The 20158-nt window shown below is 72.9% G+C and carries 15 protein-coding genes; 5 read left to right on the top strand and 10 right to left on the bottom strand.

Annotated features, from left to right (window positions below; all coding sequences use genetic code 11):
* Positions 1-18: 18 nt before the first annotated feature.
* Genes ACZ4A5_RS12950 through ACZ4A5_RS12925 form a run of 6 tightly spaced genes read right to left on the bottom strand, consistent with a single transcriptional unit; the run spans position 19 to position 5778 of the window.
* Entirely contained in the window at positions 19-426 is a 408-nt protein-coding gene (locus ACZ4A5_RS12950; protein ID WP_467582025.1) for a DUF6917 domain-containing protein, read from the bottom strand.
* On the bottom strand, positions 423-1388 hold the full coding sequence (locus tag ACZ4A5_RS12945) for a Gfo/Idh/MocA family protein (protein WP_467582023.1): 966 nt from the start codon (positions 1386-1388) through the stop codon (positions 423-425). Before ACZ4A5_RS12945 ends, ACZ4A5_RS12950 begins: the two co-directional genes overlap by 4 nt.
* Positions 1385-2569 carry an Ldh family oxidoreductase gene (locus tag ACZ4A5_RS12940; protein WP_467582021.1) on the bottom strand — a complete coding sequence of 395 codons (1185 nt, stop codon included), beginning with the start codon at positions 2567-2569 and terminating at the stop codon, positions 1385-1387. The genes ACZ4A5_RS12945 and ACZ4A5_RS12940 overlap by 4 nt, the downstream gene beginning before the upstream one ends.
* A complete protein-coding gene (locus ACZ4A5_RS12935) occupies positions 2566-3867 on the bottom strand; it encodes a M20/M25/M40 family metallo-hydrolase (RefSeq protein ID WP_467582019.1) in 1302 nt (433 codons plus the stop codon). The genes ACZ4A5_RS12940 and ACZ4A5_RS12935 overlap by 4 nt, the downstream gene beginning before the upstream one ends.
* Complete coding sequence (locus ACZ4A5_RS12930; RefSeq protein ID WP_467582017.1) at positions 3864-4748, bottom strand: sugar phosphate isomerase/epimerase family protein; 885 nt, start codon at positions 4746-4748, stop codon at positions 3864-3866. Before ACZ4A5_RS12930 ends, ACZ4A5_RS12935 begins: the two co-directional genes overlap by 4 nt.
* Positions 4738-5778, bottom strand: coding sequence for a Gfo/Idh/MocA family protein (locus ACZ4A5_RS12925; RefSeq protein WP_467582015.1), 1041 nt, complete (start codon positions 5776-5778; stop codon positions 4738-4740). Before ACZ4A5_RS12925 ends, ACZ4A5_RS12930 begins: the two co-directional genes overlap by 11 nt.
* A gap of 213 nt (positions 5779-5991) precedes the next feature.
* On the opposite strand from ACZ4A5_RS12925, the gene ACZ4A5_RS12920 reads away from it, so the two are divergent.
* The 3 genes from ACZ4A5_RS12920 to ACZ4A5_RS12910 all read left to right on the top strand — a co-directional run bounded on the left by ACZ4A5_RS12920 (position 5992) and on the right by ACZ4A5_RS12910 (position 10188).
* Complete coding sequence (locus tag ACZ4A5_RS12920) at positions 5992-6801, top strand: methyltransferase domain-containing protein (protein ID WP_467582013.1); 810 nt, start codon at positions 5992-5994, stop codon at positions 6799-6801.
* 38 nt (positions 6802-6839) lie between these two features.
* Positions 6840-7793, top strand: a complete 954-nt coding sequence (locus ACZ4A5_RS12915; protein WP_467582011.1) for a UbiA family prenyltransferase — start codon at positions 6840-6842, stop codon at positions 7791-7793.
* Between the two features lie 136 nt (positions 7794-7929).
* Positions 7930-10188, top strand: coding sequence for an MMPL family transporter (locus ACZ4A5_RS12910; RefSeq protein WP_467582009.1), 2259 nt, complete (start codon positions 7930-7932; stop codon positions 10186-10188).
* Between the two features lie 67 nt (positions 10189-10255).
* On the opposite strand, the gene ACZ4A5_RS12905 is transcribed toward ACZ4A5_RS12910, so the two are convergent.
* Complete coding sequence (locus tag ACZ4A5_RS12905; protein WP_467582007.1) at positions 10256-11593, bottom strand: protoporphyrinogen/coproporphyrinogen oxidase; 1338 nt, start codon at positions 11591-11593, stop codon at positions 10256-10258.
* 66 nt (positions 11594-11659) lie between these two features.
* The gene (locus ACZ4A5_RS12900; RefSeq protein ID WP_467582005.1) at positions 11660-13246 is read right to left on the bottom strand and encodes a class I adenylate-forming enzyme family protein; all 1587 of its coding nucleotides are present in this window, start codon (positions 13244-13246) and stop codon (positions 11660-11662) included.
* Positions 13247-13542: 296 nt separating this feature from the next.
* On the opposite strand from ACZ4A5_RS12900, the gene ACZ4A5_RS12895 reads away from it, so the two are divergent.
* Together ACZ4A5_RS12895 and ACZ4A5_RS12890 are read left to right on the top strand one after the other, a co-directional pair.
* The gene (locus tag ACZ4A5_RS12895; protein ID WP_467582003.1) at positions 13543-15564 is read left to right on the top strand and encodes an FAD/NAD(P)-binding protein; all 2022 of its coding nucleotides are present in this window, start codon (positions 13543-13545) and stop codon (positions 15562-15564) included.
* The gene (locus ACZ4A5_RS12890) at positions 15561-16520 is read left to right on the top strand and encodes a 4-hydroxy-3-methylbut-2-enyl diphosphate reductase (protein WP_467582001.1); all 960 of its coding nucleotides are present in this window, start codon (positions 15561-15563) and stop codon (positions 16518-16520) included. Before ACZ4A5_RS12895 ends, ACZ4A5_RS12890 begins: the two co-directional genes overlap by 4 nt.
* Positions 16521-16603: 83 nt before the next feature.
* On the opposite strand, the gene ACZ4A5_RS12885 is transcribed toward ACZ4A5_RS12890, so the two are convergent.
* Both ACZ4A5_RS12885 and ACZ4A5_RS12880 read right to left on the bottom strand, forming a co-directional pair.
* Entirely contained in the window at positions 16604-18850 is a 2247-nt protein-coding gene (locus ACZ4A5_RS12885; RefSeq protein ID WP_467581999.1) for a winged helix-turn-helix domain-containing protein, read from the bottom strand.
* A 284-nt stretch (positions 18851-19134) separates the two neighbouring features.
* Positions 19135-19743, bottom strand: coding sequence for a TetR-like C-terminal domain-containing protein (locus ACZ4A5_RS12880; protein ID WP_467581997.1), 609 nt, complete (start codon positions 19741-19743; stop codon positions 19135-19137).
* Positions 19744-20158: the final 415 nt, after the last annotated feature.

Here is a 20158-nt window from a genome sequence, read left to right as displayed (position 1 = left end):
CCCGAGGGGGCGACCGGGTCAAGAACCGGGGTCAAAACGCACCTCCATGCCGGGCCGGAGCCCGAGTTCCGGGCCGGTGGTCGTCGTGTCGACGGCGATCAGCACGTTGTAGTGGTTGGGGAAGTGGCAGGCGTCGAAGCCCAGTACGGTGCCCACCGGGCGGCCGTCGATCCGCACCTCGTCACCGCGGTCGAGCACGCCGCCGGTGCCGACCTCGACGAAGCCGAGGAAGCCGACGCGGTCGACGACCGCGCCGGGCGCCGTGTCGTGCTGGTCCGTGGTCACCAGTTCGTGGATCTCGCCGCGCCGGACGCAGCGGCCGGCGAATTCCTCGAGTCTCATGCCGCGGTCGTCGCGGCGGTGGGTGAGGATCTTCACCAGGCTGCCGTCGACCGGGCGTTTGGCGCCGTCCTCGGCCGGGTTCACCGGCGGCCTCCCGCCAGGGCCGCGCCCGCTGTCGCCGACTCGCGGCGGTAGACCTCGGCGACCAGCTCCAGCGCGGCGAGGCCTCCCTCGGCGCGGTCCTCGCCCGCGCGCACCGCGGCGGCGAAGTCCCGCAGGACTCCGGCGTATTCGTGCCACAGGGACTGCTTGAAGGCGGGGTGGCCGGCCAGCATGTCGGCGGTGTGGACGGTGCCGTCGGCGAGGCGGACCTCGATGTCCTTGCGCTCGCCGGGGTACGCCCAGTCGAGCACCACGCGCGCGGTGGCGCCGGCCGTGGAGCGCAGCAGGACGGTCGCCTGCCGGTCGGTGCCTTCGGCGTCCCGGACGACCACGGCATCGGTGACCTCGGCCGGACCGATGAACTGGCGTACGGTGTCGAACGCGTTGGGGCCGTTGTCGGCCACGCAGCCACCGCCGCAGCGCCCGGGGTCGAGATACCAGCGGTCCGTGCCCGCGTGTTCCTCGATCTGCTCCAGATAGCGCACAGTGAGCGAGACGACGGGTGCCGCGCTGTCGGCGATCCGCCGCAGCAGGTCCAGCGCGTTGTCGTTGTAGCGCCGGTGGAAGGAGGTGAACAGCACCGTGCCACGCTCCCGGGCCGTACGGACCAGGTCGCGCCCGTCCTCGACGCGGGTCGCGAGGGGCTTCTCCACACAGACCGCGAGACCGGCCGCGAGCAGGTCCGCGCAGACACCGGCGTGGGCGTCGTTGGGCACGTTGACGACGACGGCGTCGAGACCGGCTTCGGCGATCATCGTGCGGTGGTCGGTGTAGCACAGGGCGCGGCCCTCGAAGGGGGCCAGCGCCTCGGGGCGCAGGTCGCAGACGGCGGCCAGCCGCAGGTCCGGCAGTTCCTCGAACGCCGCGACGTAGAAGCGCGAGATGACGCCGAGGCCGACGATGCCGATGCGCAGCCGGGCCGGATCGTCCTTCAGCACGGTCATGACGGTTCTCCTTCCGGGGCGTCGATGCCCAGGGCGGCGGCGACGGAGCGGATTTCGGCGTACAGCCCGGGGGTGATCGCGACGCCGTGGGCGAGCGCGCCGGCGCTCAGTTCCGCCTCGCGCGCGCCGGGGTAGCTGACGGGTGCGTTCGCGTCGAGCGGCGGGCAGTCCAGCAGGGCCTGGAAGAGGCCGGCGGCGTCCTGGAGGAAGCCGTCCACCGGACGGAGCGCGCCGGGTGCCACGGCCAGGGCGAGGAAGCCGATGTCGTCGTCGCGCCCGGTGGGTCCGCCGTGGCCGGCGTGGGCCTCCTCGGCGGGGCCGAGCCCGGCGCCGGGTACGAGCGCGGCGAGCACCTCCACGAGCAGGGCCAGCCCGTATCCCTTGTACGCCCCGGTCTCGGGGCGGCCGCCGAGCCACAGCGGGAAGCCCTCGCCCCGGTCGAGGGCGCCCGGGTCGGTGACCGGCCGTCCCCGCTCGTCCTGGAGCCAGCCCTCGGGGATGGACCGGCCGGCTCGCGCGGCCTCGCGGACCTTGCCGGTGGGCACGGCGGTGGTGCTCATGTCCAGGACGAACGGCGGCAGTCCGGGGCCCGCCGGCGCGGCGACGCTCATCGGGTTGGTGCCGAGCATCGCGGCCCGTCCGCCCGGCGGCCGGGCGATCCGCTGGCGTCCGCAGTTGGAGGCGAGGATGCCGATCAGACCGCGTTCGGCCAGCCGCCGGGTGTGGTGGCCCGCGCAGCCGAAGTGGGTGGCGTCGCGGACGGAGACGAGCCCTATCCCGTACTCGGCGGCCCGTTCGGCGGCCAGGTCGAGGGCCTCGCTCGCGGCCCACAGGCCCAGCGCCTTGTGGGCGTCGAGGAGCAGTGCGGCCCCCCGGTCGGCGAGCACTTCGGGTTCGGCGTCCGGCAGCGCCCTGCCGTCGTCGAGGAGCGGGAGGTAGAGGCGGGTGAGGTTGGCGAGGCCGTGGGAGCGCATGCCGCTGAGGTCGCCGTAGACCAGGGCCTCGCCCGCGGTACGGGCCCGCCGGGGTGGCACGCCGCGGCGCTCGAACACCTCGGCCGCGAAGGCGACCAGGGACGCGTGGGGGACGCGCACCGCCCTGTCCGGGCTGCCTCGGCCACCGGCCGTGCGTTCGGTGGGGGCCGGGCATTCCGTGGGGGCCGTGGCGGACGTGGGTGTCATGACGTTTCCTCCGTTGCCTGGGCGAACTGCTTCAGGAGTGAGGTGATGCCGGTGGCGAACACTTCGAGGCTGTGGGCCTCGGCGAACTCCCCGGCCGCGTGGGCGTGGTTGGCGTCGAGGTCGCCGGGGCCGTAGACGGCGGTGTACGCGTCGGGGACGCCCTGCATCCAGATGGCGTCGCAGGTGCAGGCCGGCCAGTCCTGGGGGGCGTACGGGATGCCCGCTTCCCGCCCGAGCAGGCGTTCGGCCCAGGAGGAGCGGGGGGAGTCGCCGTCCAGGGCGGGGAGCCCGCGCTTGAGCCAGCGCAGGGTGGTGACGGCGTGGGCGTCGGCGGCGGTGCGGGCGAAGTCCGGTTGCCCGCCGAAGCGCTGGGCGAAGGCGTCGAGCGCTGCGGGCAGTTCCCGCTCCAGCGCCTCCGTGAGGGTGCGGCCCGCCGCCGTGGTGGCGTAGGCGAGGTTCAGCAGGAGCTGCCCGGTGCCGTACACCTTGTTGTGCATCCGGCCGGTGTGCAGCCCGGCCACGCACACCCGGCCGCCCTCGGCACTGCCGGGCAGCCGCTCGGCGAGGTGCTGGGCCAGGAAGCCCAGCAGGACGCTGGCGTTGTGGCCGCCTTCCGGGCGGTCGTCGATGGAGTCCTCTCCGGTGATCTCGACGAGGGCGGTCGCGGCGGCGGTGGACCGGGGCACGAGGTGGGACCGGGTGGGCTCGCAGAAGATGTTGAGCCTGCCGGTGTAGCCGCTCTCGACCAGCGGGCGGGTGCCGAAGACGCCCATGGCGCCGCCCTCCTCGCCCGCGACCAGCTGGATGAGGACGCCGGTGTCCCGCCCCAGCCCCGGTACGGTCTCCACCGCTCGGCGCAGGCCGGCGAGCAGGGCGACGGCCGGGCCCTTGGCATCGATGGCGCCGCGGCCGTGGAAGCGGCCGTCCTCGTACCGAGGGGGTTCCCAGCCGGCCACCGTGTCCAGGTGCGCGTTGAACATCACGGTGCGCTCGGGCGGCAGGGGCGGGCCCAGGCGGAGCACCATGCTCGGCTGGCAGCGCAGGAAGTCCGGCATCAGCGCGGCGGCTTCGCGCACCGTGGCCGGGACGCCGTCCCGGTCCAGGACCGCGGCCGCGGGGGCCTCGTGGTGGACGACGGTGAGGCCCAGGGCGGCCGCCGCGTCGGCGTAGGCGCGCTGGGCCTCCCACAGCAGCGGGCGCGGCCCGTCCCCGCCGGTCTCCAGTGGCCCGGCGGTGGGGAGTTCGATCAGCCGCAGCAGCAGTTCGCGCTCGGCCGGGAGCAGTCCGACGCGGGTCACGCGGCACCTCGTCCCAGGCCGCCGGCCAGTCGCTCCAGCTCCCGGCCGTAGGCGACGAACGCCTCCACGCCGGAGCGGCCCGTGGTGGTGAGGTACTCGTGCGGACGGACGTTGATGTGCGGCTCGATGGACCAGACGCCGGTGTAGCCGTGGTCGAGCAGCAGGCGCAGCGCGTCGCGGACCCGGCAGCGGCCCCGGCCGGGGAGGGTGTAGCGGGTGTCGTCCGGGGTGCCGAGGGCGTCCTTGACGTGCACGTGCGCGACGTAGGGCGCGATCTCGGGCAGCAGGTCGTACGCCTCGTAGCCGTAGGCGACGCCGTTGCCGGTGTCGAAGAGCAGCCGGAGCGCGGGGCTGTCGACGTGCTCGAGGAGTGCGCGCATGCGGTCCGCGCGGGTCGCCGCCCAGCCGGCGCAGTTCTCGTGCAGCAGCACGAGTCCGGCGTCCTCGGCGCGCGCGGTGAGCTCCCTCATGCGGCGGAGCACCTCGCCGCGCCAGGCGTCCTCGTCCAGCCCGTCGTCGGGGTAGGACATGACGCGGACGAAGCGGGTGCCGAGCCGGGCGCAGCGCTTGCCGAGGATGTCGAGTTCCCGCAGGTCCGCGGCGAAGTCCGCGGTGACCGGCCGGGCCCAGTCGGCGATGCGGGAGTCCACGCAGGCGGCCCCCAGCCCGGCCTCGGCGAGGCGGGCGCAGAGGCGCTCGAAGCCGCTGTCGTCGAGGTCGGCGACGGCGGTGCCGTCCACGGTGCGCAGCTCGACGGTTCCCCAGCCCAGGGCGGAGAGCGCGGCGATCTGCTCGTCGAGTGAGGTGCCCGCCTCGTCGCCGATGCCGGACAGCTCGATCCCGGGCGGGAGCACGGGGGAGGGGCGGGTCTCAGCCGACACGGAGCCCTCGCTCCCCGGTGGGCGTGATCGCGCCCGCCTCCGTCGCGACGTGCTGCTTCGCCTGGTCCAGGGCCTCGACCACCTCGGCCTGGAGGGCGAAGTCCGCGGCGAAGCAGGCGCCTTCGGCGAAGCCCCGGTAGGTCTGGAGGAGGCAGGTGTCCAGGGCCTCGTCCGGGAAGATCTCGTACTGCTCGGGCAGTCCGATGGGCGTCACCCGCAGGTGGGCGTACGCGTCCTCGCCGCTGACCGGGTAGTGGCCGACCGCCGTGCCCGCGTCGAAGCCGAGCACGATGCGGCGCTCCCGCAGGGGCGACGCCAGGTCGGTCGAGATCCGGCTGACCACGCCGCCGGTGTGTTCCAGGGTCAGCCCGGCCGCGCCCATCCTCGGCACCACGGCGCCGCCCACCCTCGCGTCGGTGCAGGACGCCGCCGTCACACGGCCAGCACCGGCGAGGCGCAGCACCACGCCGACGGAGTGCGGGAGTTCGACGTCGAAGGCCGTCGGATGGCTCGGGGTGCTGAGCGATCTGCGCAGCCTCGGTTTGTTCTGGCGCACGGTGATGTGGCGGAGCCGGCCCAGGCTGCCCGAGCGGACGAGCCGCTCCAGCCGTTCGGTGAGCGTGCTGTGCAGCCAGGGCGCGACCACCGCGAGCCGCAGGCCGTACTCGTGCCGCAGCAGGCGCATGGCGTCGACGACGGCGCTGTCGGTGCCGATCGGCTTCTCCACCAGGAAGGAGCGGAAGCCGAGCCGGGCCAGTTCCCGCAGGACCTCGACGCGCTGTGTCGGCGGGCTGCAGAGGTGGACGACGGTGACGGCGGGGTCCAGCCGTGCGCGGGCCTGGGCGAGCGAGGGCACGGTCAGTAGCCCGGGGACGGGTGGCGTCGGCAGGATGTCGTAGCCCAGGGGGTCGTCCGGCGCGAAGAGGCTCCGCGCGCCCGGCGCGGCGGCCTCCTCGCGCAGCCTGCGCAACACGGGCAGGTGGAGTTCCCGCCCCGATCGTCCGAGCCCGACAAGCAGTGTGTGCAACACCGGGAGCTCCTCCCGTAATTCACTGGTTTTGGAGGGCTCACGCTAGGCCGCGAGGGGCCTGCCGGTCCTTAGCAGATATCTGTCTGTGCCCCTGCCTCCGGCGCACTCAATTGCCATAGCCGGTGGGCCTGTCGGCTTCCTAGCGTGGGAGCGCGATTTCCCGGTGGCGAGATTCTCGAGGGAGAGGTCTCCATGACAGAGGGAGAGGTTTCCATGACAGCTGACGCGATTCCGGCCGGTGACGTCAAGGAGTACGTTTTCGATCCGGCGTGGGAGCGGGAGACGGAGCGGCTGCGCACCAACGAGGCGCTGTGGGACCCGGGTACGGTCGAGCGCCTGGAACGGCTGGGCGTCGCCGAGGGCTGGTCGGTGCTCGAGGTGGGCGCGGGGTCCGGGTCCGTCGCCCACTGGCTCGGAGGGCGTGTCGGTCCGTCCGGCCGGGTGGTCGCGGCCGACCTGGCGACCGACCGGCTGGGCTGGATCGAGGCGCCCCACGTCGAGGTCGTCAGGACCGACATCCGTCACGACGAGCTCCCCGCCGCCTCCTTCGACCTGGTCCACTCCCGGATGGTCGTCCAGCACCTCGAGGACCGGCCCGCGGCGGTCGCCGCCCTGGTCCGCGCGCTGAAGCCGGGCGGAACGCTCTTCCTGGAGGACACCGACTCCCTGACGCTGTTCCGCAGTTCGGTCTCGGAGGACTTCCTCCAGGACATCCGCGTGGCCGGCTACGGGCTGATGCGCCGCTCGGGCCACGAGCCGAGGGGCGGCCACTTCGATCTCGAGGCCGTGTTGGAGGCGGGGCTCGAGGACGTCTCGGCGGAGGGCCGCGCGGTGCTGGTGCACGGCGGTTCTGAGCAGGCCAGGCACTACCAGCTGTGGCTGGAGTTCCTGCGCCCGCGCCTCGTCGCCGAGGGCCTCGTGGACGGTGCCCGTATCGACGAGGCGCTGCGCGAGATGGCCGATCCTGCGCACCGCTGGCTGTCGCAGGTGCTCATCTCCACCTACGGGCGCAGGCCGCTCTGAGCCGCCCGCCCTCCTCCACGACGAAAGGCGGCCGATCGATGTCCGCGGTCAGCACGGTGTCACCGGCAGGCGTCACGGGGCGTCTGAGGGTCTACGCGAAGCTGGGAAAACTCTCCTTCTACGACTACTACTTGGCCGCCTTCGTCGTCTGGACGGCGTTGCCCGGTCCGCTCCTGTGGGACGGCCGCACCTGGTCGGTCCTGCTGCTCCACACGGCCGGCTATGTCGGCGTGGTGGCCGCCACGGTCGCCCTCGACGACGTGACCGGCATCCGGGACGGCAGTGACGCGCGCAACTACTCTCCCGAGGACGGGGCGCTGCGGGACCGTTCACGCAAGCCACTGCTGAGCGGTGCGCTGACGGTGCGCCAGGCCGAGCTGTTCGGCTGGGGCGCGGCCGTGTGGGGCGCGGTCTTCTGGGGGATCGCCCTGGCCGTGGCGCCGGAGCGGCCGCTGTGGGCGTGCGTGACGCTGGCGGCGGTGCTCGCCAGCAATGTGCAGTACTCCTACGGACTCAAGATCAGCTACCGCGGCGGGCAGGAGCTGATCCTGCTCACTCCGGGCCTCGCCGTGCTCGTCCCCTATGTGCTGCTGACCGGCGAGGTGACCGGCCTGGTCGTCCTGGAGACATGCCTCGTCGGGCTGTGGAGCCTGCTCGTGTCGCTCTACTCCAACATGAACGACGTCGAGGGGGACCGGCTCGCCGGCCGCCGGAACCTGGCCACGCTCAGCTCGGCCGCCGGTTACCGGCGGATCGTCGCGGCGATCCATCTGCTGGAGCCCGCCGCGCTCGTGGCGGCCATCGCCCTGGATGCCGTACCGGTGTGGTTCGCGGCGCTCGCGCTGCCGCTGTGGGCCGTACGGGCGCGTCAGGCGCACGCGGGGCTCGTGCGCGGCGATGTCCTGGTCGCCCGTGTCCTCGGTATGAAGCTGCACCGCTGGGGCGTGCCCGTCCTGGTGGCCGCCAACCTGCTGGCCCTGCACACGTGGTGACCGGCGCAGCTATGAAACACCTTGCACCGGAACCAACTTCGGTGCAGACTGTCCCACAACTCTGAAACACCCTGTTCCATAAAATGTGAGCGCGCATCACCCCTGACGGCGCGCCGCCTGACAGGAGATTACCGACATGCTCGACAGGCTAGCGAGGCTGATCCTTCCCCGGCCAAAGAAGATCTTGTTGGCCGTGCTGGTCATCGTCCTCTGCGTGGGCGGCGGTTCCATGGGGCTCAACGGCCGTCTGACCATGGGCGGTTACGAGAACAACGGCACCGAGTCCGCCAGGACCCAGGCCGCCCTGGAGAAGGACTTCAAGCAGGGCCGGACCAATCTGACCATCCTGGTCAAGGCCGACCGCGGCGTCGACGACCCCGCCGTCACCGAGGCCGGGCTCAAGCTGACCCGGCGGCTCCAGGAGAACAAGGACCTCAGTAATGTGACCTCGTACTGGTCGGCTGGCAAGTCGCCCTCGCTGCGCGGCGCGTCGGGAAACCAGGCGCTGGTCAGCGGCACCATCCTCGGCGACTTCGACACGGTCAACGACCGCGTCAAGGACCTGAAGGACGAGTACACCGGCACGGTCGACGGCCTGGACGTCAAGCTCGGCGGCCTGGCCCTGATGAACTACGAGAACACCCAGCAGGCCGCCAAGGACGCCGGGCGCGCCGAGGGCATGGTCTTCCCGCTGGTGCTCATCGTCCTCGTGATCATCTTCGGTTCGCTGGTGGCTGCGTTCCTCCCGCTCGCGGTCGCCCTCGGCACGCTGATGCTGGTCTTCGGGCTGTTGTTCGCGCTGACCTTCGTGTTCGACGCGAACAACCTGCTCATGAACATCACCACCTTCCTCGGCCTCGGCCTCGCGATCGACTACAGCCTGCTGTTCATCACCCGCTACCGCGAGGAACTGGGGAAGAACGGCGGGCAGACCTCGGAGGCCATCCGGGCCACCATGCGCACCGTCGGCCGCACCGTGACGTTCTCCGCGGTCACCCTGGCCATCGCGTTCCTGTCCCTGATGGTCATTCCGTTCGGCATGTTCCAGTCGATCGCCGTGGGCGGCACGCTGACCACCCTGGTCGCCGCGGTCGCCACGCTGGTCATCGTGCCCGCGCTGCTGGCCTGGGCCGGCCCCCGCATCGACAGACTGCGCCTGATCCGGCGCAAGCCGCGCCCGGCCGCCGAGGAGGGCCAGGGCTTCTGGCACCGGCTGGCGGTCGTCGTCATGCGGCGCCCCGTGCCGCTCGCCATCGGGGTCCTCGCGGTCATGGCGTTCCTGGCCTCACCGGCCGTCGACCTCAACATGCGGCTGCCGGACGAGCAGATCCTGCCGAAGAGCGCCCAGTCGGCCCAGGTGGCCAAGTCCGTGCAGCAGGACTTCAACAGCCGTGAGGCCCAGGCGATCCAGGTCGTCGGCCGCGGCATCGGCTCGCCCGCGGGGCGCACCGGCGACATCGCCGCCTACGCCACGAAACTCTCGGGCCTGCCCGACGTCGCCCGGGTCGACGCGCTGACCGGCTCGTACGCCGACGGCAAGCAGGTCGCCCCCGCGACCGACGCCTCCCGGCGCTTCGCGAGCGACGGCTCCACCTACCTGTCGGTGGTCCCGGCGGTGGACGGGCTGTCGACCGCCGGCAAGGACATCGTCACCCACGTCCGCGACACCGGCTCGCCCTTCCCGGTCACCGTCGGCGGCCAGCCCGCCATCTCCGTCGACACCTTCGACATCCTCAAGGACAAGCTCCCCTACGCCCTGGGCATCGTCGGACTCGGCACGTACATCCTGCTGTTCCTGCTCACCGGAAGCCTCCTGCTGCCGCTCCTGGCGATGCTGCTGAGCGCGCTGAGCCTCAGCGCCACCTTCGGTTCGCTGGTCTACGTCTTCCAGGACGGCCATCTGCGCGGCCTGGTCGGCGACTTCATCAACACCGGCGCCATCACCTGGACCACCCCCATCCTGGTCGCCGCGATCGGCTTCGGCCTGTCGATGGACTACGCGGTGTTCATCCTGTCCCGCGTCAAGGAGGAGTACGACCGCACCGGGGACAACCAACTGGCCGTGGCGACGGGCCTGGAGCGTGTCGGCAAGGTGGTCACCTACGCGGCCGTCCTGCTGTCCCTGGTCTTCATCGTGATGATCACCTCCGGGATCAGTTACCTGAAGGCGCTCGGCCTGGGCCTGCCCCTGGCCATCCTGCTGGACGCCACGCTCATCCGGGGCATCCTGCTCCCGGCCGCCATGCGACTGCTGGGCGACCGCGGCTGGTGGGCACCCGGCCCGCTGCGCCGCTTCCACGCCCGCTACGGCATCAGCGAGGAGGGCACGGCGCAGACCCCCGTCCCCGTCGCCGCGGCGCGGGTGGACACCGGCGCCGCCACCAGCCGGCTGTGAGTTCCCCCGGCTCACAGCGGGAGGGGGCCCGTACACCGACCGGTGTACGGGCCCCCTGCGCGCGGCGTCAGTTGCCGGCGAGCCAGGCGTGCACGCGCTCCACCGCGAGGGCGGAGGAGGCGACCGCCGCCTCACTGCTCGGCCGCAGATACAGCCAGTCCCCGGCGTACTCGACGGGCTGGGCGGCCCTGGAGACGAACGCCTTGCGCAGGGCCAGCGCGGCGGGCGGCGCCTCCGGCAGGCCGTGCCGCCAGCGGATCACCCGGTGGCCCACATACGCCGCCCGCATACCGTCGATGAAGCGCTCGCTCTCGTCGAGCGCCCGTTCCAGGACCTGGTCGTCGGGCAGGTCGTAGACCTCGCGGGCCCTGCGCGGCGAGACGAGCAGGGTGACCAGGCCGCGCCCGGCGGGCACACGGTGCGAGCACTTGTTGTGCTCGACCGTGCCACCGGACAGCAGCGAGTCCTCGCCCGCCGCCATCACGAACGCGTACAGGCGCGGCTGCGATCCGCCGCGCCGGGGCTCCAGCGGCCGGTCCAGCATCACGGCCACCCGGATCATGGAGGTGAACGTCGACGCCTCCAGGAAGGCCCGCTCCTCCTCCGGCAGATCCGGGCGCACCGAGGCCACGTCCGGCGACGGCAGCGTGAGCACGGCCGCGCGGGCGGTCAGTTCGGTGCCGTCCGCGAACGCCAGCCGCGCGCCCCTGCCGTCGCGCTCCACCCGGGCCACGGGCCTGGACAGGTGCACCTTCAGCCGCTCGGCGAGGGCCCGGGCCATGGTGTCCTGGCCGTCCCGGTAGGTCTGCCAGTGGTAGATGCCCCTGGTGCCCTGCATGATGGCCAGCAGCGGGGCCACGGCACTGCGCTCGGGCCGCCAGCCGAAGGCCGCGGACGCCACCGGGCCCAGGCACCGGTCGACCAGCTCCCCGCCGTGACGGGCACCGTACCCGGCGAGCGTCAGCTCACCGTAGGGGGAGTCCTCCGGCCGGTCGGGGTCGACCCGGCCCGCACGCCGGCCGCCCGCCGCCATCATCCGCACCAGCTGGAGCCGCCCCCGCCAGGACATCCCGGCACCGCTCAGCAGCGACTTCGGATGCCCCACCCAGGGGTGGGTACGGCCCTCGCGCCACAGGCCCACGGGGTGCTGGATGCGGTGCAGCGCACCGTCCCGCTCCAGGCCCAGCTCCCGGATGAACTCCCAGGTGGCCGGGTAGCCGTTCGGGGCGATCGTCTCGGCCCCGCAGTCGATCGTGTAGCCGTCGACGCGGGCGGAGCGCATGCGCCCGCCGGGCTCGTCCGCGGCCTCGAACACCTCGACCCGGTGGCCCTCCCTGGCCAGCCGGTAGGCGGTGGTCAGTCCGGCGATGCCGGCGCCGATCACGGCGATGTCGATGTCGGTCACTGCTGTACCTCCCGGAGAACGGCCGCGCTCCCGGAGCCGCGCGGCTCCGGGAGCGCGGGGAGACGGTCAGGTCCAACGGCCGGTGCCGAGGGACTCCTTGGTGCCGAGCACCTGCTCGCGCAGGTCGTGGCGGCGTACCTTCCAGGTGGCCGTGCGGGGCACGTCCTCGAACGCGACGAGCCGCGGCTCACCGAGCGGTGGCAGACCCTCGCAGGCGGCACGCCACTCGTCCGGGTCCAGCCGTCCGTCGGCCGTGCACAGGACGGGCACGGGCAGTTCGCCGGGCACGCCGAGGACGGTCACGTCGGACACCCGGGGCAGCCGGTCCAGCAGGACGCTCTCCAGCTCGATGCCGCTCGTGCCGGGGATGGTGTCCACTTCGCGGTCGACCAGCCGCAGCCGCCCGAACCGCCCGGCCTCGCCGACGTCGCCGGTGTTCCACCAGGTGCCACGGGCCTTGTCCCGCCAGCGGTCGGACTCCCCGAGGTAGTCCAGGCAGCGCGCCTTGGTGGCGACCATCATGATGCCGGGCCTGTCCCGGGGCACCGGGCGGCCGGTCTCCACGTCGACGACGCGCACCTTGTTGAAGCCCGGGGACGGCCAGCCGATGTCGCTGGTCACGGCGGTCCCGGCGCGCCGGGACCGCATCCGGCCGCGGGTGAACAGCGTGAAGCACACCGGCCCCACCTCGCTCTGGCCCCAGCCCTGGAGCCACACCGGGAAACGCCTGCCGGACGCCCCCAGGAACGTGCGGACCGTACGCGGGTGCACCGCGTCGAAGGTGCCCACGTACAGCCGGACCCGGCGGAACAGCTCCGGCCTGGCGAGGGCCAGTTCCTCCCACTTCTGGAAGATGTTGGGGCATGCCTCCAGCGTGGTCGGCCGGTGCTCGTCGAGCATCCGCTCGGCGACATCGGTGCCGTGCCGCGAAATGATCACGATCTTCTCGGGGGCCAGCACGAACTGCCCCAGCACCCAGGAGACGATCCTGCCGTGGGCGAAGGAGACCGATGTGGCGGCCACGTCCCGGTGCTTGCTCGCCAGCACGGGGAAGCGGATCCGCTCCATCCGGGCGATCCCGCCGAGCATCGTCCCGGCGGAGTGGACGACCAGCTTGGGTACCCCCGTCGTCCCCGAGCTGTGCATGATGAGCATCGGGTCGTCCCGGCCGGCCAGGCGCACGGACGGCGCCCGCGCCCCGTCCAGATCGGCCAGGGTCAGCGCGCCGGGCGGCGCGCCCTCGCCGAGCTCGCCCAGCACCACCACCCGTGTGCCGGGGCCCGCCAGTTCGACGCCGGCGGCGGCGGCGCGGGCGAGCGGCCCCGGCGAGACGACCAGGACCGTCGGGGCGAGCCGGTCGATCATCACCCGGTGCGCCTCGGGCGTGTTGACGGCGGAGATCGTCGCGGGAACCGCGCCGAACCGGGCCGCCGCCGCGGCGGCCAGCGTCATGTCCAGATGGTTGTCCTTGACGATGGCCACCCTGTCCCCGCGCCGCGCCCCGGCCGCGTACAGCCGGGCGGAGAAGTCCCGCACGATGTCGGCGAGTTGCCCGGCCGACAGGCGTGTCCCCCGGTCCGGGGCGATGTCGAAGGGCCGGTCGAGGCAGGCGACGGTCTGGCGATCCGCCTCCGCGTGCCAGTCGAACAGCACTCCCAGGTTTGTCGGATGTTTACGGAACCGCATTTTCAGCACTCCCCATCAGGAATGACTTTCGTGAGCCGGCAATGGCTCGGAATGCCAAGGGGGCTCACCGCTGAAAGAGTTCACCAAATTAGGGAACGAACCGGGCGCACGGCCATGGCAAGCCGCCTGACAAGTTCCGCCCGGAGGGCTAGCAATAATCAGCCGCTTATGGGCCCTCGGCCGGACCGGCAGAATCCGTCCTGATCCCGGTCCTGATGACACCTGATCCCAGCGATAAGGGGTTCGGGGAATGGAGACCTGACATGAGCGGCACACGCCTGGACCTGTGCCTCATCGGGGCGGGCCCCCGCGGCCTCTCCGCCCTGGAGCGCATCTGCGCCAACGCCCGGCTCCCGGCGGCGCCCCGCCCCCTCGCCGTGCACGTCGTCGACCCCTACGCGCCCGGCCCCGGCCGCGTCTGGCGGACCGGCCAGCCCCGCGATCTGCTGATGAACACCGTGGCCTGCCAGGTCACCGTCTTCACCGACGAGAGCGTCGGGATGGCGGGCCCCCGGGAGAGCGGCCCGAGCCTGTACGCATGGGCGCGGCGCCTGGCGCGGTACGCGGACGGACAGGCCGGGCCGCACGACGCGCCCGTCCTCGCGGAGGCCCGGTCGCTGGGCCCCGACTCCTATCCCACCCGCGCCCTGTACGGCGCCTATCTGGACTGGGTGTTCCACCGCGTGTCGGCCCACGCCCCGGCGGGCGTCGCCGTCCATGTGCACCGGCGAACGGCCGTGGCACTCGACGACGGCCCCGCGGGCACCCAGACCGTGACCCTCGACGACGGCACCCGGATCACCGGACTGCACGCGGTCGTCCTGGCCCAGGGCCACCTGCCGCTCCAGCCCTCGAAGACGGAGGCCGCGTTCGGCGCGTTCGCCGCCGGGCACGGCCTCACGTACCTGCCGCCCGCCAACCCCGCCGACGTCGACCTCACCGCCGTCGCCCCCGGCGAGCCCGTGCTGCTGCGCGGCCTCGGACTCAACTTCTTCGATCATATGGCCCTGTTGACCAGCGGCCGCGGCGGCCGCTTCGTACGGAGAGCGGGGCGGCTGGTCTATCTGCCCTCCGGCCAAGAGCCCCGGCTGCTGGCCGGATCCCGGCGCGGGGTGCCCTACCACGCGCGCGGCGAGAACGAGAAGGGCGCCTCGGGCCGGTGCGCCCCCCGGCTGCTCACCGCCGAACTGATCGCCAAGCTGCGGGCCCAGACGGCGGGCGGCGCGGGGCTGGACTTCCGCACGGACCTGTGGCCGCTCGTCGCCAGAGAAGTCGAGACGGTCTACTACACGACGCTGCTGACGGCCCGCGGACAGGGCGCGGACGCCGATGAGTTCCGCGAGCTCTATCTCGCCTCCGAGGACGCGGACGGACAGCAGGAACGCCTGCTGAGCCGCTTCGGCCTCCTCCCGCACGACCGCTGGGACTGGCACACCCTCGAACAGCCCTACCGCGGCCTGGAGTTCAGCGGACCGGAGCACTTCCACGGCTGGCTGACGGACCATCTGCGCGCGGACGTCGCCGCGGCACGGGCCGGAAACGTCACCGATCCGCTCAAGGCGGCCCTGGATCTGCTGCGCGACCTGCGCAACGAGATACGCCTCGCCGTCGACCACGGCGGCCTGGACGGCGATTCCCACCGCCGCGACCTCGACGGCTGGTACACCCCCCTCAACGCCTATCTGTCCATCGGCCCGCCCGCCCGGCGCACCGAGGAACTGCTCGCCCTGGTCGAGGCGGGCCTCGTCCGGATCGTCGGCCCCCGCATGCGGGTGTGGTCCGACCGGTCCTCGGGCCTCTTCGCCGCCGAGTCGCCGGCCGTCCCGTCGTCCCGCGTCCACGCCCGCGCGCTCATCGAGGCCAGGCTGCCGGAGACGGATCTGCGCCGCACGGCGGACCCGCTGCTGCGCCATCTGCTCGCCACCGGCCAATGCCGCCCGTACCGCATCCCGTCCGCGCGCGGCGACGGCTACGAGACCGGCGGTCTGGCCGTCACCGGGCGCCCCTACCGGGTCGTGGACGCCTCCGGCCGCGCGCACCCCCGGCGGTTCGCCTTCGGGGTGCCCACCGAGGCCGTGCACTGGGTGACCGCCGCGGGCATCCGGCCCGGCGCCGACTCGGTCACCCTGGCCGACTCCGACGCCATGGCGCGCGCCGTCCTCGCCCTGGACGCCCCGCCCCGCACCGACGCGGCACCGCCGCCGACGGGCCGCGCCCGCGGCCGTTCCCACAGCCGCCCTCGCCACCTTGTCCGCAACCGCACCAACCCCGGGAGTGGCCAGTGAACGCCATCAGTACCCCCGCACCCACCCGCAAACGGATCGTCCTGGCCGAGCCCCGGGGATTCTGCGCGGGCGTGCGGCGCGCCATCGGCATGGTCGAGCGGGCGCTCGAGATCCACGGTGCCCCGGTCTACGTCCGCAAGCAGATCATCCACAACCAGTACGTGGTGAACGGGCTGGCACAGCGCGGAGCGGTGTTCGTGGACTCCGAGGAGGACGTCCCCGAGGGCGCGGTCTGCGTCTTCTCCGCGCACGGCGTGTCCCCCGAGGTACGGGCGAACTCCGCCGCCCGGCGGCTGGACGTCATCGACGCGACCTGCCCCCTGGTGTCCAAAGTGCACCAGGAGGCGAAGCGCTTCGCGGCCACGGGCCACACCATCCTGCTCATCGGCCACGCGCGGCACGAGGAGGTGGAGGGCACGGTCGGCGAGGCCCCGGAGCGCATCATCGTGGTGGAGACCGTCGACGACGCCAGGGCCCTGGAGCTGGAGGACGGCGCCTCGGTCAGCTATCTGACGCAGACCACGCTGTCGCTCGACGAGACCCGCGAGATCACCGAGGAGCTCGTCCGCCGCTTCCCCCGGATCACCGGGCCGGGCACGGACGACATCTGCTACGCGAGCCAGAACCGGCAGAACGCGGTCAAGGCGCTGGCGGCCCGGTCCCAGCTCGTCCTGGTCGTCGGCTCGGAGAACTCCAGCAACTCGGTCCGGATGGTCGAGGTGGCGATCCGGCACGGCGCGCGGTCCCATCTGGTCGACGACGTGTCCGAGCTCGACGAGTCATGGCTGTCCGGCGTGGACTCGGTCGGCGTCACCGCGGGTGCCAGCGCCCCGGAGGTGCTGGTCGAGGAGCTGGTCGCGCGCCTGGGCGAGCTGGGGTACGGGCGGATCGACACCCTCACGACCGTCACCGAGGACGTCGTCTTCACCCTGCCGGGCAGCCTGTCGGCGCCCTGACCGGACCGGACCCCGGGTGGCCGGGTGGCCGGGGAACCGTGGGATCGGGTCGCCCCGGCCCCAGCCGTCGTTCCCCGGCTCCGTCAGCCCGCCCGCTGCCGCATGACGCGGGCCACGTGCACCCGGGACGGGCACTCCAGCTTGTTCATGACCTGCCGCAGATGGTTGACCACCGTCCACTCGGACAGCTCGAGCGTGCGGGCGATCTGACGGTTCGTCATCCCTTCGGCCACCAGCTCGGCGATCTGGTACTGGCGCGGCGTGAGCCCGGCCGGGCGGACGGCGTCCGCCCCGGGCTCGTCGGCGGCCTCGGGCGCGGACGGCACGGACAGGGCGAGCGTGAGCGCGGCCTCCAGCGAGAGGCAGCCGGCCGGCGGTTCCCCCTCGGACACCGGCACCGGGTCGCCGCCCGGCGGCACGCCGTGCCGCTCGCGCAACGCGCGGGCCGCTCCGAGCACCTGCCGGACGAGCTGTCGTTCGGCGTCGCTCCGGTCGGGCGCCGCCCGGGCCGTGGTCTCCAGTGCCAGGACCACGTCCGCGGGGCCTCCGCTGTGCAGCAGAAGCAGTTCCATCGCCTCGCGGACCGCGCCGTGCGCCGCCGCGCACCGGCCCCGCAGCAGCCTGACCCTGGCCAGGTCGACGAGCGCGAGGGCACGGGCGTACGGATCGTCGAGGGAGCACAGATCGTCGAGGGCCCGGAGCAGCGGCTCCTCCGCCCCGGCGTCACCCAGGCCGGCCAGGGCCAGCGCGAGCAGCCGCCGGGCGGCGGCGGCGCCTCTTACCTCCCGCCGCGCGTCGAGCGTCGCCACGGCGCCCTCCGCCAGGGCCACCGCGCCGCGCAGGTCGCCCGCCCGCCGCGCCAGCTCGCCCAGGAACACGGCGGCCTTGGCGCTGCCGCCGGGGACCCCGGCGCGTTCGTACAGCTCGCCGGCGCGGGTGAGCAGTTCGCCGGCACGCTCCCGGTCCCCGGCTACCATCGCCCAGCGTCCGGCCGTCCTGAACGCGTCGGCCAGGAGCGGGGTGAGCCCGTCGTCCCGCGGGCCGGCCGCCCGGAGCGCGGCGAGCGAACGCTCCAGCACCACGGCCGCCTCGGGCAGCAGATGGTGGACGGTCAGGGCGTCGTCGAGCGCGAGCAGGAGGCGCAGCACTTCGGCATGGGCACCTCTGGCCTGTAGTCCGTGCACGGCCGTGCGGATGTCCGGCAGCCGGGTCAGGACGAGGTCCAGCCAGCGCGACCGCCGGTCGGCCGCGCGCAGCCCGCTCTTCGCGACGGCGGCGAACCGTATGTAGTGGTCCATGTGCCGGGCGCGGGCCTCGGCCGACTCCTCGGGGCACCGCGCGAGCTGCTTGCGGTAGTGGCTGCGCACCACGGCGAGCATCCGGAACTCCGGCTCGCCGCCCGCGCGTTTCGCGCTCACCAGCAGGCTCTTGTGCACGAGCGAGTCCAGCCGACCCGCGGCCTGCATCCGGCTGAGGCCCCCCAGGCACTGCACCGTCAGCAGATCGACCGAGGACTCGCAGACCGCCAGCCGCCGCATCAGGGACCGCTCGTCCGGGGTCAGCGCCCGGTCCCCCCAGGAGAGCGCCCCCGGGACCGACTGATGGCGGGTGGGCACATCGAGTAATTGGCTGCGGTACGGGAACTCCCCGCTCCGCAGCGCCTGGAGCAGCTCCGCCGTGCCCATCGTGCCGACGGCCCGCGCCGTCACCTCGATGGCGAGCGGCAGGCCGTCCAGCGCCTCACAGATCTCGCTGATGTTCCGCAGGTCGCCGCCCTGGAGGACGTCCCTGCGGTAGTGCGCCCCGACCCGGTCCAGGAACAGCCGCGCCGCGACGGAGATGCCCGTTCCCCGGCCGTGCGGCCGCACCGGCAACGGCGCGACGGGGAAGAGGTGTTCCGCGTAGACGTTGAGGGAGGAGCGGCTGGTGAGCAGGACGCGCAGCCGGGGGCAGCGGCCCAGCAGGGCGCCGATGCCGGGGGCGAGCAGTGGTGCCACCAAGTCGCCGTTGTCCAGGGCGAGAAACACCCTGCGGTCCCCGATCCAGGCCCCGATCCGGTCCGGGGTCGGTACGGCCGCGCCGGATATCCCGAGCCCCGAGGCGACCTTGCGCCAGGCGGCCAGCGGATCGCCGGTCGAGGCGAGGTCCACCCCGACGACCGCGTCGGCGGCGGACGGCACGATGGTGGCCAGCACCGCCGTCGCCAGCGCGCTCTTCCCCACCCCCGCCGGCCCGGTGACGGTCAGCAGCCGGACTTCCGGCAGGTGCAGCAGCCGGGAGAGTTCCGCGAATTCCCCCTCCCTGCCGTACAGCCGTGCCCCATGGTGCACACGCACTTCTCCACGAACACCGCAGTCCATGAGCTGGCTCACGATTTACTCCCATCAGCAAACATTTTTGCCTAAAGCGGGTAATAACGTGCAGCTGACAGCCCGACGGAGGCGTCCCCCACCCCCGGGCATCACGAAGAAACACCTGCGCCCCCCACTTCGTGGCACAAGATGTTCCATAGATGATGCCCGAGGATTCGCGGGGCACTTCGTGCCCCGCAGGTGTTCCACTGGAGAACCAATCAAGATCACGGAACGGCGCCTTCAGGTTCCGGCGCCCGGCCTCAGGCCGCCGATCCGTGCGCCTTCAGGAAGTCGTCGACCAGCTCGGGGACATAGCCCTCGCCGAAGGTGCCTCCCTCGACCAGCCTCCGGAAGACCAGCGGCCCGATGAGCCGGTCGACCGCCACATCGGTGTCCAGCTTCCCGACGATCTCCCCCCTGGACTTGGCCTCGTCGATGATCTCGCGCAGCATCCCCGTCCCCTTGCGGCTGCAGGACTCCAGGACCGCCGCGTACCGGGGGTCGAGGGGCGCCTGATCGATGATGACCCGGAGCACCCGCTCCCCCTTCGGGTTGCACAACACGTCCAGGAACGCGTTCAGTTCTCCGATCAGGTCGTGGCGCAGATCGGCCGTGCGAGCGCCGTGCTCCACCTGGAACAGGTCGGCCAGGAGCTCCTGGATGAGCAGCGCCGGCTCCGGCCAGTGCCGGTACAGCGTCGTCCGTCCGACACCACTGCGCGCGGCGACGGACACATGCGTCACCTCGGCCCAGCCGCCCTCGATCAGCAGGTCACCCGCGGCGGCGAGCGCCGCCGCCCTGTTGCGTTCCGCCCGCGGGTCGGGCCCCCGGCCCACCCTGCCCTTCTCCTTGGTGCTGCTCCCGGTCATGGGTCACGCCTCCGTTCACCGACTACTTCTATGGAACAGCTTGCACCACAAATGGTCTGAGCGAAACGACCTTGGCGGCCGGGCTGCGTGGGGGCCGGCCCCGGGCTTCTGGGTGGCGGGTCCGTTGCCGCCTGCGGCGGGAGCGGCCTGCGGCCGCGTCCTCAGGCTCCCTCAGCTACCGCTGGGAGGTGCCCTCACGGGCTGGTTTGTTCCCCAGCCCCGCCCCTTCCCGAAACCGGGGGCAAGCCCCCAGCCCCCAGCAACGCGGCTTCGCCGCGTTGTCCTCAATCGCCGGACGGGCTGAAATACAGCCCGCACTCGCTCTCCGGTGGGAGGGGGTGGGGCTGGAGGGTGGGGTTCTGGAACGCGGTGCGTCGGTACGGCACTCCATACGAAGCACGGTGCCCGCACCGCG

Source organism: Streptomyces sp. NPDC025618 (genome assembly GCF_055558795.1).
This window is presented reverse-complemented; position numbering and strand designations above follow the sequence as displayed.

Bases quoted from the DNA above. Each gene is read 5' to 3' on its own strand.
- ACZ4A5_RS12910 (WP_467582009.1), top strand. From the start codon at position 7,930: ATGCTCGACAGGCTAGCGAGGCTGATCCTTCCCCGGCCAAAGAAGATC.
- ACZ4A5_RS12880 (WP_467581997.1), bottom strand. From the start codon at position 19,743: ATGACCGGGAGCAGCACCAAGGAGAAGGGCAGGGTGGGCCGGGGGCCC.
- ACZ4A5_RS12940 (WP_467582021.1), bottom strand. From the start codon at position 2,569: ATGACACCCACGTCCGCCACGGCCCCCACGGAATGCCCGGCCCCCACC.
- ACZ4A5_RS12945 (WP_467582023.1), bottom strand. From the start codon at position 1,388: ATGACCGTGCTGAAGGACGATCCGGCCCGGCTGCGCATCGGCATCGTC.
- ACZ4A5_RS12895 (WP_467582003.1), top strand. From the start codon at position 13,543: ATGAGCGGCACACGCCTGGACCTGTGCCTCATCGGGGCGGGCCCCCGC.
- ACZ4A5_RS12915 (WP_467582011.1), top strand. From the start codon at position 6,840: ATGTCCGCGGTCAGCACGGTGTCACCGGCAGGCGTCACGGGGCGTCTG.
- ACZ4A5_RS12920 (WP_467582013.1), top strand. From the start codon at position 5,992: ATGACAGCTGACGCGATTCCGGCCGGTGACGTCAAGGAGTACGTTTTC.